Genomic DNA, 12510 nt, shown 5'->3' on the forward strand with positions numbered 1-12510 from the left:
GCTATATGAAATGCGGGTAACAATGCGCCATATTTGGTTGAGTATATTATAAACCGATAGAAGTATTATATTTTATTATCCAAAAAATGAATAAGAGACTGATTGGCGTAGCCGTGCTGGCTGTTACACTAAGCACCGTAAATATTGCACGCGCGCAGTATCCAACCATCCCGCCTGCCGTACAGGCCAAGGCCGATTCGGCGCTTAACGAAGCCAAGAAGCGTTCGGACGCGGCATGGGAAAAGGCGTTACCTATCATCCAGCGCGATGAAAAGGCGGGCAAGCCTTATGTACCATGGGCTAATAAGCCGTCTGATCTGCCGTCAGCTTCGATACCTGCATTTCCGGGCGCCGAAGGTGGCGGTATGTATACCCCCGGCGGTCGCGGTGGCCGTGTGTTTGTGGTAACCAGCCTGGCCGATCATGGTCCCGGTACCCTGCGTGAAGCTTGCGAGCAGGGCGGTGCCCGTATTGTGGTGTTCAATGTGTCGGGCATTATCCATTTAACCGAGCCGCTGAGCATTCGCGCGCCTTATATCACTATCGAGGGGCAATCGGCCCCGGGCGATGGTATTTGCATCGCCGGCGAATCTACCTGGATAGATACGCACGATGTGGTGATCCGTTATGTACGCTTCCGCCGTGGCGCTACCGATGTGGCCCGCAGAGACGATGCCCTGGGCGGCAACCCCATGGGTAATATCATTATCGATCACGTTTCGGCCAGTTGGGGTTTGGACGAGAATATGTCCATTTACCGCCACGTGTACGATCGTGCCGGTGCCAAGCAGGAGAAAATGGCAACCGTTAACGTAACCATCCAAAACTCCATCTTCTCTGAAGCTTTGGATACTTATAACCATGCTTTCGGCAGCACCATTGGCGGCCATAACAGCACCTTTATGCGCAATCTTTGGGCCAACAACATCGCCCGTAACCCATCGGTGGGTATGGACGAGGATTTTGGCTTCTTTAATAATGTAGTGTTTAACTGGTGGAACCGCAGTGCCGATGGCGGCGACAACAAATCGCTGTATAACTTCATCAACAATTACTTTAAACCGGGCCCCATCACACCTGCCGGTAAGCCCATCAGCTACCGCATCTTAAAGCCTGAAGCAGGCCGCGACCCGGCTAATAAAACGCATTACGGCAAAGTGTACGTAAGCGGTAATGTTATTGAAGGCAACGACAAGGTAACCAAAAACAATTGGGACGGTGGTGTGCAAATAGGCGAAGGCCCAGATGCGGGTCGTTATACCGACAGCATCCGTTCGGACAAACCGTTGCCGATAAAAAATAAGGTAACCATCATCCCAACCATGGATGCCTACAGCTACGTACTGGCCAACGCCGGTTGTACCCTGCCAAAGCGCGACCCTGTTGACGAACGCATTGTAGAAGATGTGCGTACGGGCAAAATTAAATACGCTACCAGCGGTATTGTTGAGCACATCGGTGCTAAATATGTAAAAGAGCGCCTGCCAGATAGCTATAAGCAAGGCATCATCAGCGATATTAGCCAGGTTGGCGGCTACCCCGAGTATAAAGGTACGCCATATAAAGACAGCGATAACGACGGGATGCCCGATGCTTATGAAACAGCCCACGGACTGAACCCTAAAGACGCGTCCGACTCGCCAAAATTGGCTAAGAATGGCGGCGGCTACAGCAATATCGAAGTATACCTGAACAGCCTGGTGCCAACAAAGGTGGTTACTCCCGAGGTTAAAAAATAATATCTTTTCTTCATCATTTGTAAATTGGTTAGCCCCGTGCTGGTTTAGCGCGGGGCTTTTTTGTGCCGCCATATTTTATCCACTTGTCATTGCGAGGAGCCGAAAGGGCTGTGTGTTGGGGCGACGTGGCAATCTCGTAGTACGCAAATCAAACTACGAGATTACCACGTCGCCCCATTTCACAATTCCCGTCAGCTCCTCAATGACATATTGGAGAGCAGGATCGCTACTTCACCTTCTTCAACTCATACTTCTCTCCCTCATCATCCAGCATCGCCTTGATAACCTTCCCGCTGGCATCCTTCACAAAATCTATATCCGTTTCCATTATTTTTAAAAAAAAGTGGTGATCATTCACCGCGTACAGGTTGGTTTTACTTAAATGAACTGTTGGCGATTCTACTTTTAATTTGCCGTTAACCACCGATACAATGGCCTTTAGCTTACCGTCGTACTCGCCAACATATTGTTGCAACACATTTACCGGCAGCTTAATATTTTGGCGATAGGGGATATAGTTTTCCCAATACCAGGGGATGGTTACACCGGTCAGTTTTTCCACCAGTTCCTTAAAAATACTTTCACTGCTGCTGCTGTTACACATGATGACCAACGCTATTTTTTTATCCGGGAAACCAATAACATAATGCCCCCAGCCGTCGAGATGCCCCTCCTTAAAAAAGGCTTTTCCATAAGGCGTATTAAATAAACCCCAGCCTAAACCGTAAGCCAGCTTTATAGATTCGTTGGGGTTGACCGCCTGTATTTCGGGGCCATCTAACTGGCGTTTTGATTTGATGCTGATCTGCGGCGAGAGCATTTCTGCCGCCGATTTTGCCGATAAGCCCTTGCCCTGCATCACCGCGGCCATAAAACGGGTATAATCGGTAACGGTGGTTTCCATTGATCCGGCCGCCGCCGCTTTGTCCGACCGCCTTTTGGGGATGGTGTCGTCGTTCCAGTCGTGCCCTACAGCGTAATCACTTTCAAAACGGGGTTGCCATAGGTAGTCTGTCCGGGTCATACCAAAAGGTTTAAACACTTTTTTGCGGGCCAAAATTTCTAAGGGTTTGCCGGCGATGGTCTCAACGGCAAGTTGCAGCAATTGTATACCCTCGCCCGAATAGCTGTATCTATCACCTGGGGTAAACAATATTTCCAGTTTTTTATGCGGGGTAAACTGGCGCCAGTTGGGGAGGCCGGTGGTATGGCTAAGGCACATACGGGCGGTGATCAGCTTCCAGCGGGCATCGTTGGCCAGGTCTTTATAATTATCATATTCGGGCAAGGGCTTGGGCAGGTATTGGTACAGCGGCCGGTCCAGGTCTATCTTGCCCTCGTCAACCAAATGCATTACTACATAGCCAAACAGCGGCTTAGCCAGCGACGCCGCGTAAAAACAGGTATTGGCATTGTTCAGTTTTTTAAGGGCGATGTTACTGTAACCGTAGCCTTTTGCAAATACAGTAGTATTGTTGTTGACAATACCCAGTTGCAGGCCGGTAACCTCGGCGGTATCCATCAGCTTTTTTACGATGTTATTAATGGCGCTAACCGACATGGTTTTGCCATCGGGCCGTTTAATTTGCTGCGCGATGCTGTAGTTTGCAAAAGCCAGCAGCAGGAATAGTGGTAGAAATGATTTTTTCACGTGCGATATTTTTTTATCAAATGTCGCCCGCTGATAGAGGCGGTTGAAATTAAACAGTGCTCAAATCCGGATTTGAGTACTGTTTTTGGGGATCACCGGCCGCCTGCGCCTTAAATTCGGATGGCGACAAACCCGTAAACTGCCTGAAGATGCGTTGAAAGGTAGCCTGCGAGTTAAAACCGCATTCGGCGGCAATGCCGGCAATGGTGAGGTGTTTCAGTTCATCGGCACAAACCTTTTGCTTAAAGGCATCAACCCGGTATTGGTTTATAAACTCGTTAAAGCTTTTGCCCTGGTATTGGTTAAGTACGGCCGATATGGTTTTTTGCGCGATGCCGGTATGCTGCGCCAGCAGGTTAAGATTAAGCGAGGGATTGAGGTAAAGCCCATCTTGCTCCATCGCTTTTTTTAAAGTGGAAATGACTTTAGCCGATTCGGCATCGGGCAATGTCGCGGCAGTTTTTTTTATAACCGGTGATTGCGCCTGCATCATTAAATACCCCTTTACCCCCAGCCAATAAATAAGAATAGACATGGGTACATAAATAGGGTACCAGTTCACCGCGTTAAGCAGTTTATTGCCATAAGCCGGTATCACATACGGGATAAGATAAACCAGCCAGATGGATTGAAAAATAATAAAGGCTATTGTGAGTTGCCGAAGCCATTTTAGCTGTAGTGGCGTATCTGTTGCCGCCGCGGTTTTTCTAAAGGCTGCAACGTAACGGATAGTTAGCGTTAGGTAAATGCTTAGCGATAACCAGCGTGGTATATCTGAATATACGTTATAATTATCAATAAAAAGCCCCACATCAAACGCATTGTTCCTTAACAAGCCCGACAGTACGCCGATAATAAAAAAGATAGCGGTTAAATAAGGAAACAGGTCTATAATTACGGTTGCGAAATGAAGCCTGTCCTTTTTTGCCAGCTTGAAATTTGGACTTAGCGACGCCTTTGTATAAAAGAACAACAAAGGGCCAAGTGGCATCACCACAACCATTGGCACAACGGCCATAATCAGCGGCATGACTTGCCCGGATGAAGCCCATTTTTGACCCGAGATAGAGAGATTAAGGCAAGCCAGGGCGATGAAGAAGATAAAGGCCGCCAGTAATTTGTTAGCCAGCTGTTTTTTTTTAGAAAAGAATAGCAGCGTGCTGATAATGAAGCCCTGTAAGGCACCCATCAGGATAATGATATTGAAAAATCCGGCCAGCATATCAAAGCGCTATCAACGGCTAATTTAGCAATATATTCAAATAACGGGGGTTATTTTATCAGCTGGCAATAGCGCAGGGTGTTCCCGTCGGCATCGGTAACATAAAACTCGCGGCGACCCCAGGTTTGGTCCACCGGACCGCGGTGTACCGGCGAATTGGGTTTATCGTTATGCAACCCGCGACTTATAAACTTAGCGAACAGGGCATCCACATCATCAACCCAAACATAAACCACCGAACCGAAAAGGCGATCGGCTTCGTGAGTAGTGATCTGTAATTCCATTTCACCGGCATGACCAAGGTCTACCACGGGCGAATCCGGCGTATCGTCAGGCCAGGTCATTACAAAATCAAGTACTTCAGTATAGTGCCTGATAGCCCGGCGCATGTCCTTAACTTTAAAAAGCGGGATGAATTGTTGCATGATTAAAGGTACGTTGTGTGGGGCTATATTAAAAGGAGATTTACCGGATGTGTTTATTGATAATTCAAAAATGAGGTAATGTTAATACCCTCCCCGGCTATTTTTTGTTTGTTTTTCTTGATAAGCGTTTTTAGCTGTCTATATAAATCAGAATGCGCTTTCCAAAACAAAACATCAACCGAAATTATACTTTTTAATAAATCACCCGGATAAAAATCTCCCTCCGATAGTATATCTTTTTCCAGATGGGTTAACGCTTGTACAATTAAATAGGGCAAGCCAATTTGCTGGCCAATAAGTAATCGCAATTGTTCGATATCTAAATTACCGACAGGTATACGCACATATTCCAGGCAGCGTTTTACAAGCGGTGTCGGAGCGGTTTCCGGGTCGCCATAATCGCTGTTTTCAAGTACTGTTACCGATTTACTCCGCCAGTTTTGCTCAAGCTTCATTTGGCAGGCTGATCTTTATACATATAAAATATTCCCTTGTCAAATGGCGTCCATATGCAGGCTTTTTGTCCGGCTGCTTTCAGGGCGTTGTTGGCCCAGGTGTTGCAGGTGTAAAAAAGGTTATAACGACGTTTAGCATCGTAAAAAGCATCGTTGTTGTTGTAGTTGGCCGTGGTTGGGATATTGATGGTATGTCCGGCCGGATCGGTTTTGAAGCTGCTTTGTATGTAACTGCATAGTCGCGCGTACTGGCTGTTGCTGATCCATATCCGGTGACAATCGGGGCCTTCGGTTAAACTCTTGTAAAAGGTAGCATGTATAGCGGATGTACTTAGGCCGGTTGCTGCCTTAAAGGCTACGCTGAACTTGAGTTGCGCCCAGGTGGGTGTATTCAGATAAAAACCCTTATCGCCCCAGCCAAAAGCAATCAGCGTGGCAGTTGTATCCTTGCTGATAGTGTTGCTAAACTTTATCTCGTGGCTCCAGTTGGTTTGGCCATATTTTACCGGTACCACAATATCGGTGTGCACACCATTGGTAAGGATATAGATGGGAACATCGGCGGTAACATTATCCTCTTTGTTGGTGCTGATATGCGAGAGAATATAGGTTGAGCATAGATAAAGTATAATAAAAGCCAGTAAACTGCCGATAGTCCAGACAATGGTTTTCAGTATTTTCTTTACAATCTTATTCAAAACGGCGATGAGGTTAATGGAACTCCAAAATAGCGTTTTATTTTATTAATGATGGGCCTGTTTGACAAGTAGTTGTTTAAACAGCCAGCTTAAAACCTCAAAAAATACCTGTATTAAATTTAAGTTTTGCTTAATAATGCTAAAGCAAAAAACTCCTCAATGTGAATTTTACGCGTATTTTATGTTAAAATAAAAATTTTCTGGCCCGTATTTAGCCAAAACGCCAGTGTTAAATGTACACAATACGGTTATTTTGTTGGGAATTTATTACCTGGGAAGCCACAACACAAAAGAGCTTCAAAATAATATTAAACCTTTCTTGAAATTTTACTAAAAGTGAGGTATAGTATTGTAATGCTAATATTACATGTGATATATTTATAGCAAGTCCTTACACATAAAGATGAAAACTATTGATAAACTAACCATTGAACAAAAATTACAAGGAATCATACTTGCGATAATTGGTTTCGTAGCCTTAATTGACTTCGTTATCTTGTAATTTTACTAAAAGCCGAAACACAGGCGCCTGATCCAGGCGCCTTTTTTGTTGCTTATTGATTTGTGGTAATCGTATCCGCTTAGGCAAGCGACGAATAGTATTGCAGGCTGCTGCAAAGTTCAGCTTCGGTACAAATATTATCAATAGCATGCCGGCCAATGCTGCTGATGAGCGAGCAGTTGATCTTTGAGCCATGGTTCTTTTTATCCTTTTGCATCAGGCTGTACAACTCGCCGTGGCACGATGCTTCAATGGTGTAACGGGGGTATAAGCCAGAGAAAACTTCTACAATCTCGTTCAACTCCTCAATACTTAAGCCGGTGCGCTTATGCGATAACCACGACTCGCAGATCATGCCTATCGCTATGGCTTCGCCGTGGGTAAGCGGGTTTTCATCATGCTCAAGCGAGTAGGTTTCAACCGCGTGGCCAATGGTATGCCCAAAGTTTAGCGCCTTGCGGATGCCTTTTTCCTTGGGGTCTTCAATAACCACATCGTTTTTAATATTTACCGATTGGTAAACCAACCCGGCCGATGGCGATTTGAGGTCGCTCATTTTAAGTTCGTTCCAGTACTCTGCATCGGCAATCAGGCCGTGCTTCAGCATTTCGGCCAGGCCCGATAGTATTTGGCGCGGTGGCAGGGTGCTGATAAAGCTATGCTCCATAAACACTGCTTTAGGCTGCGCGAAGGTGCCTATAATGTTTTTAATGCTATCCAGGTCAACCCCGGTCTTTCCACCAACCGACGCATCTACCTGCGAAAGCAGGGTAGTGGGCACGTGTACAAAATCGATACCACGTTTATAGGTTGATGCCGCGAAGCCGCCCATATCACTGATGACACCGCCGCCTAAATTAACCAGCAGGCTATTGCGGTCGGCGCCGAAATCGATCAGCATTTTCCAAATCCCCACACAAAAATCAATGGTTTTATTTTCCTCGCCCGATGATATCTCTATCAGGTCGTATTTGGCATCTTCGCCCAGGTATTTTTGCAGCACAGGCAGGCAAAATTTGCCGGTATGCTCATCTGTTAAAACAAAAAACTTTGAGTAGTTGCCTCTTTCAATAAAGGCGGCCAGTTCGGCCAGGCTGTCGTTAAAATATATAGGGTAGCCGATGCTATTAATAGTATCCATCGAAATGTCTAAAGTATCCATGCTTATATCACTATGATCTTTTTGCCGTCAAACTCAATCACGTCGCGTTGCTTCACTTTCAGGCGTTTGCGGTAATCAACAGTGCCGTTGTATTTTACTAATCCTTCAGATACGACTATCTGGGCCTCGCCACCGGTACTTACCAGGTTGGTTGCTTTTAATAATTGTATCAGCGGAATGTATTCGCCCTGTAATTGAAACTCTATCATAGGTGCTGCAAAAATAAACTATTCGGCCAAATAATGTTTATGTTAAAAGCATTTTCTAATTTTGGCCCATGATAACCAATAAACCAGAAGAGAATCCCGTTGGGGGTAAACTATCATTTGAAAATACCGAAATAGCGTTTAAACACGCGAGTAATAACGACCTGAAGCGTGCCTACTGGCTTTTCAGGGCCATAAATATCAATTTTTTGGTAAAGATCGGTCCGCCGATAACCAACTTTGCCATGAATATAGGCTTGCCCATAAAAGGTATTATTAAGGCCACCATATTTAAGCAATTTTGTGGCGGCGAAACCATTGCCGAATGCGACCCCACCATCAAAAACCTGGCATCAGGCGGGGTGGGTACCATCCTCGATTATTCGGTTGAAGGCGAAGACGATGAGCAGGTGTTTGACGAAACCCGCGACGAGATCATCCGGACCATCATCCGCGCCACCGGCGACAAAACCGTACCCATAACCGTTTTTAAAATAACAGGTGTAGGCCGTTTCGGTTTGCTGGAAAAGCTGGATGCCAAACAAACCCTTACCGCCGAAGAGGAGATGGAATGGCAAAAGGTACAGGCACGCGTAAAAGCTATCTGCGAGAAGGCTTTTACTGCTAACGTCCCCATCATGATAGATGCCGAGGAAAGCTGGATCCAAAATACCATCGACGGTTTGGCCATTGACATGATGCGTGCTTATAATAAAGCCAAGATCATCGTATATAATACTTACCAACTGTATCGGCACGATAAGCTGGCATCGCTGATGAGTGATTTCGCGGTAGCCGAAGCCGAAGGCTTTATCCTTGGTGCTAAACTGGTGCGGGGCGCTTACATGGAAAAAGAGCGTAAACGCGCCGCCGAAAAAGGTTACGAATCGCCGATACAGCCCGATAAGGAATCAGCCGACCGGGATTATGATGCCGCCTTATACTTCTGTATTGAAAACATTGAAAAGCTGGCAATAGTAGCCGGTACCCATAACGAGCAAAGTTGCAAAATGCTGGCTGCTTTGTTAGATGAACACCAGATACCACACAATCATCCGCATGTTTACTGCTCGCAGTTGCTGGGTATGAGCGATAACCTGAGTTTTAACCTGGCCAACGCGGGCTACAATGTAGCTAAATATGTTCCGTACGGGCCGGTTAAGGCGGTGTTGCCGTACCTGTTCCGCCGTGCGCAGGAGAATACGGCCATTGCCGGGCAAATGAGCCGCGAGCTGAACCTGATCATCAAAGAGAAAAAGCGCCGCGGTATTTAAGTGCGGATCACATCGGTATCAGCCGGGATGTAGCCCATCAGCCGGCTCATGGTTAGTATTTGCCCCTTGTGGTGAAACTCGTGCGTGATAACATGGGTGAACAACTGTAAAGGCGTGGTATTTAACAGGGCCTTCCTGCTGCGCGGATATTGGGTGATGGGCTGGGTATAGTCTGCCTTGTATTTATCAAGAAACATTGCCACCTGTTCATCTATTTTTTGATAGATGGCACGGATCTGTTCTATACTTTTAATATCCTCATCGTTAAAATACTCAACCGGGTGCTGCGTATCAAAAAATACCAGCCAGTGCAAATAGGTATTGGCCGAATGTACCATCAGGCTAACGATGGTGTTATTATTAAATTCGGCAACAGGCTTAAACAGATGGGCGCTGGCCATGTTGCTGCAATAGCTAAACAGCGCGTCTCTGGCGCCCTGTATATTTTGATATTGCAATTGCAGCAGGTTTTCCATCACTACAACAAGTTTTCGTTAGCAAATTTTTGGATCGTATCCGGAGCTTTCATCAGGTACGTGTGGATGCCTAATTTTTTTGCACCCTCCAGGTGTTGCGGACTATCATCAATAAACAAGGTTTCGGCGGGATCGAGGTTGTTTTCGTCCAGTATTTGCTGAAAGAAATCGGCATTGGGTTTGCGCTTACCTACCAGGTGCGAATAGTACACCTTTTCGAACAGGTGATCGTTACCCTCGAAATTGAACTCGCGGCGCAGGTAGTTCATGATATGAGTGTAGTGGATATCATTGATATTGCTCATTAAAAAGGTGCGGTATTTGCCCTTTAGTTTCAATAAAAGGTCGTGATTACCCTCGGCAATACCCAGCAATAAACTGTTCCAAGCCGCATCAATTTGCTCGTCGCTCAGATTTTTATTACCTGCCGCGGCCCTGATATGGTCGCGGAATTGGACTGAAGTGATCTCGCCCTTATCATAAGCGTCAAAGATCGCGTCCTGTTGCAGGTGGCCAAAAAACTCGCCCGAATTATTGACCCCTAAGGCATTAAATGCATTTTGCGTGCGTGAAAAATCTATGCTGAAGATGACGTTACCGTAATCGAAGATGATGTTTTTGATGGGCTGCATATGCGTTTGTTATAGTTTAGGCAAAGATATTAGCTAAAGGCAAACAGCCAAGTTTTGTTGATATGTAAACAGGAGATAAAGAAAAAGGAGACGACTATTTTTTAGTTATCTCCTTTTGTGCGCCCACCTGGGCTCGAACCAGGGACCAAAAGATTATGAGTCTTCTACTCTAACCGACTGAGCTATAGGCGCGGGTATCGGTTTGTAATTTCCGGCTGCAATTTTACGCAAAATAGGGCAAATTGCAAAAATGCATTTCATTTATTTTATAACGTGCTGTTTTACATCGTTAAAAAACTATAAGCGGGTGAAAAGAAGGGGGATTACAAAATATATCTGACGGCTATCAGGCAAAAAAGCTTTAATAAGCAGATCGGTCTTTTGCCGTCCCCGGCAACCATATAGAATGCCTTAATTTTATCAGTTGTTAATTAATAACAATGGTAGATATCGACCTTGCCGGCAAAGTAATTTGCTGCCCATAGGCTTGTTTTGGCGAAGGCGCCATATTTAACTCACTACCATTTGCAGTTAAATATTGGGTTTGTACGGTGTATTTCTTTTTCGCGTTGGCTACATCAACATTTAGCGCCACATCGGTAGTGTCGTAATTAATGCTAACTACTATCAATTGTTTGTTATCGGTGTAAGCGCTTATCAATAGTTTATCGTTGGCGGTATTTAAGCTGGTAATTACGCGTTTCATGCCCGGGCGTACAAACCGGCTGTAACTGCCCAGCGCCCAAAGGTTTTTAGTAGCGGTAAATTCGCCATCTTTAAAATCGGGCGCTGCTTTAAGCGCTATTAAATAGTAGCGGGTGTCAAAGTCGGCATTGCCTGGTTCGTAAGCATTCCAGTATTGCCAGGCAGTGGCATTACCAACCGTAAGATCGGTATGTATCACTTTAGCCAAAAATAAAGCACAATCCATGGCTGTTCTTCGGCCCTTAGCCCCATCTTTATAACCATCGCCCAGCATGGAGTATTCGGTTTGCCAGTAGTTTACCTTGTGTTTTTTAAATTGACCGGCCAACTGCGCGCGCGTATCGATCAGGGTGCTATCATTGGTTTCGCTAAAATAGCTGTGCCCGCCAAGTATAGCGGGGACATGATTTAGTTTGCGCAGGTTGTAAGTGCCGGTACCGCTAAAAAAATATTGTAACTGGTGTGCTGCCGGCCCTTTATCGCCGTATAAATAGGTGAGTTTGCCGGCTTCGGTCAGCAATATCTTTGTGTTTACACGGGCCTTATCCAACGCGGAGTTTAACGATCGGGCTACATGGTATATTTCCCCATTTTGCCATGGCGATCCTTCCTGGTCGCCTTTTTTATCCGTGTGCGACCAATCCCACTGCGGTTCGTTCACCGGGCTGATATAATTAAAATGCAAGCCCTTATCTTCAAAGTGCTTAAGCACATCGGTAAGGAATTTGGTGTAAGCATCATAATCATCGTCTTTAAGGTTAGCTTTAAAATCGTGCTCGGTTTTAAAACCCAGGCCATTTTTGGTAAACTGCACCGGGGGCGAATTTGAAAAGGCGATCAAATTGGGTACGCCATAATCATGCGCTTTTTGCAGGAAAAACTGGTAGCCCGCCTGCTTTGTCCAATCGTATGTCCCATCACGGTTTAAAAAGCATTCGGTACGCCTTCTAAAATCCCTAATATGGCTGCTGTCGCCCTGCTCAAAGGTACCCGCGCCAATGTTGAAACGCCATGCCGATAGCCCTATACCCAAAGGCGCGCCTTGCACATCTGTTTTTTGGCTGAACAATAATTCGGCAATGCGTTCCTTTTTCTCCGACGGCCAGTATTTGCCTATTCCCTCCGAAAACCAACAGCCTGAAGCTCCGATATTATCTATGGTTTGGGCCGTTTGGTTCATGTTGATACTAACGGTATATAGTTTAGCCGGTACTGTTTGGGCCAAAGCAGATAAGCCGGGGACAAGGCCAAGTATTAAAAAATAGATGTTCTTAAACATTTGGGTAGGATAACATATTAAATGTAAATCTAAATTTTATAGTATGCGGTAGGATGGGGGCTTTATTTAACATCCAAACAAAGC

12 protein-coding genes and 1 tRNA gene are annotated in these 12510 nt (G+C 45.6%); 2 read left to right on the forward strand and 11 right to left on the reverse strand.

What is annotated here, in order from left to right; genetic code table 11:
• The first annotated feature begins 86 nt into the window (after positions 1-86).
• The gene (locus HQ865_RS03280; RefSeq protein ID WP_173413519.1) at positions 87-1739 is read left to right on the forward strand and encodes a polysaccharide lyase; all 1653 of its coding nucleotides are present in this window, start codon (positions 87-89) and stop codon (positions 1737-1739) included.
• Positions 1740-1965: 226 nt separating this feature from the next.
• Here HQ865_RS03280 and HQ865_RS03285 read toward each other — a convergent pair whose 3' ends face one another.
• The 7 genes from HQ865_RS03285 to HQ865_RS03315 all read right to left on the reverse strand — a co-directional run bounded on the left by HQ865_RS03285 (position 1966) and on the right by HQ865_RS03315 (position 8063).
• The gene (locus HQ865_RS03285; RefSeq protein ID WP_237073735.1) at positions 1966-3390 is read right to left on the reverse strand and encodes a serine hydrolase domain-containing protein; all 1425 of its coding nucleotides are present in this window, start codon (positions 3388-3390) and stop codon (positions 1966-1968) included.
• 49 nt (positions 3391-3439) lie between these two features.
• Positions 3440-4612 carry a helix-turn-helix domain-containing protein gene (locus HQ865_RS03290; RefSeq protein ID WP_173413520.1) on the reverse strand — a complete coding sequence of 391 codons (1173 nt, stop codon included), beginning with the start codon at positions 4610-4612 and terminating at the stop codon, positions 3440-3442.
• A gap of 50 nt (positions 4613-4662) precedes the next feature.
• Positions 4663-5037: a glyoxalase superfamily protein gene (locus HQ865_RS03295; RefSeq protein WP_173413521.1), complete on the reverse strand. Its 375-nt coding sequence runs from the start codon at positions 5035-5037 to the stop codon at positions 4663-4665.
• Positions 5038-5090: 53 nt separating this feature from the next.
• A complete protein-coding gene (locus HQ865_RS03300) occupies positions 5091-5492 on the reverse strand; it encodes a contact-dependent growth inhibition system immunity protein (protein ID WP_173413522.1) in 402 nt (133 codons plus the stop codon).
• Positions 5489-6190 carry a TIGR02117 family protein gene (locus tag HQ865_RS03305; protein ID WP_202020445.1) on the reverse strand — a complete coding sequence of 234 codons (702 nt, stop codon included), beginning with the start codon at positions 6188-6190 and terminating at the stop codon, positions 5489-5491. The genes HQ865_RS03300 and HQ865_RS03305 overlap by 4 nt, the downstream gene beginning before the upstream one ends.
• 581 nt (positions 6191-6771) lie before the next feature.
• Positions 6772-7854 carry a 3-dehydroquinate synthase gene (gene aroB, locus HQ865_RS03310; protein WP_237073736.1) on the reverse strand — a complete coding sequence of 361 codons (1083 nt, stop codon included), beginning with the start codon at positions 7852-7854 and terminating at the stop codon, positions 6772-6774.
• 2 nt (positions 7855-7856) lie between these two features.
• A complete protein-coding gene (locus HQ865_RS03315) occupies positions 7857-8063 on the reverse strand; it encodes an RNA-binding S4 domain-containing protein (protein ID WP_173413523.1) in 207 nt (68 codons plus the stop codon).
• A 68-nt stretch (positions 8064-8131) separates the two neighbouring features.
• Between HQ865_RS03315 and HQ865_RS03320 the strand changes: the two genes are divergently transcribed.
• On the forward strand, positions 8132-9334 hold the full coding sequence (locus tag HQ865_RS03320; RefSeq protein ID WP_173413524.1) for a proline dehydrogenase family protein: 1203 nt from the start codon (positions 8132-8134) through the stop codon (positions 9332-9334).
• On the opposite strand, the gene HQ865_RS03325 is transcribed toward HQ865_RS03320, so the two are convergent.
• The 4 genes from HQ865_RS03325 to HQ865_RS03340 form a co-directional block, all read right to left on the reverse strand.
• On the reverse strand, positions 9331-9810 hold the full coding sequence (locus HQ865_RS03325; RefSeq protein ID WP_173413525.1) for a DinB family protein: 480 nt from the start codon (positions 9808-9810) through the stop codon (positions 9331-9333). The two genes, HQ865_RS03320 and HQ865_RS03325, sit on opposite strands and share 4 nt — an antisense overlap.
• 2 nt (positions 9811-9812) lie before the next feature.
• Positions 9813-10442, reverse strand: coding sequence for an HAD family hydrolase (locus HQ865_RS03330; RefSeq protein ID WP_173413526.1), 630 nt, complete (start codon positions 10440-10442; stop codon positions 9813-9815).
• A 118-nt stretch (positions 10443-10560) separates the two neighbouring features.
• Positions 10561-10634, reverse strand: a tRNA-Ile gene (locus HQ865_RS03335).
• A gap of 235 nt (positions 10635-10869) precedes the next feature.
• The gene (locus tag HQ865_RS03340; protein WP_173413527.1) at positions 10870-12426 is read right to left on the reverse strand and encodes a glycoside hydrolase; all 1557 of its coding nucleotides are present in this window, start codon (positions 12424-12426) and stop codon (positions 10870-10872) included.
• Between the last annotated feature and the right edge of the window lie 84 nt (positions 12427-12510).

Origin of the sequence: Mucilaginibacter mali, assembly GCF_013283875.1 — a bacterium.
In the GTDB taxonomy this organism is placed as follows: Bacteria; Bacteroidota; Bacteroidia; order Sphingobacteriales; family Sphingobacteriaceae; genus Mucilaginibacter; species Mucilaginibacter mali.

Bases quoted from the DNA above. Each gene is read 5' to 3' on its own strand.
- HQ865_RS03280 (WP_173413519.1), top strand. From the start codon at position 87: ATGAATAAGAGACTGATTGGCGTAGCCGTGCTGGCTGTTACACTAAGC.
- HQ865_RS03290 (WP_173413520.1), bottom strand. From the start codon at position 4,612: ATGCTGGCCGGATTTTTCAATATCATTATCCTGATGGGTGCCTTACAG.
- HQ865_RS03295 (WP_173413521.1), bottom strand. From the start codon at position 5,037: ATGCAACAATTCATCCCGCTTTTTAAAGTTAAGGACATGCGCCGGGCT.
- HQ865_RS03300 (WP_173413522.1), bottom strand. From the start codon at position 5,492: ATGAAGCTTGAGCAAAACTGGCGGAGTAAATCGGTAACAGTACTTGAA.
- aroB (WP_237073736.1), bottom strand. From the start codon at position 7,854: ATGGATACTTTAGACATTTCGATGGATACTATTAATAGCATCGGCTAC.
- HQ865_RS03315 (WP_173413523.1), bottom strand. From the start codon at position 8,063: ATGATAGAGTTTCAATTACAGGGCGAATACATTCCGCTGATACAATTA.
- HQ865_RS03320 (WP_173413524.1), top strand. From the start codon at position 8,132: ATGATAACCAATAAACCAGAAGAGAATCCCGTTGGGGGTAAACTATCA.
- HQ865_RS03325 (WP_173413525.1), bottom strand. From the start codon at position 9,810: ATGGAAAACCTGCTGCAATTGCAATATCAAAATATACAGGGCGCCAGA.
- HQ865_RS03330 (WP_173413526.1), bottom strand. From the start codon at position 10,442: ATGCAGCCCATCAAAAACATCATCTTCGATTACGGTAACGTCATCTTC.
- HQ865_RS03340 (WP_173413527.1), bottom strand. From the start codon at position 12,426: ATGTTTAAGAACATCTATTTTTTAATACTTGGCCTTGTCCCCGGCTTA.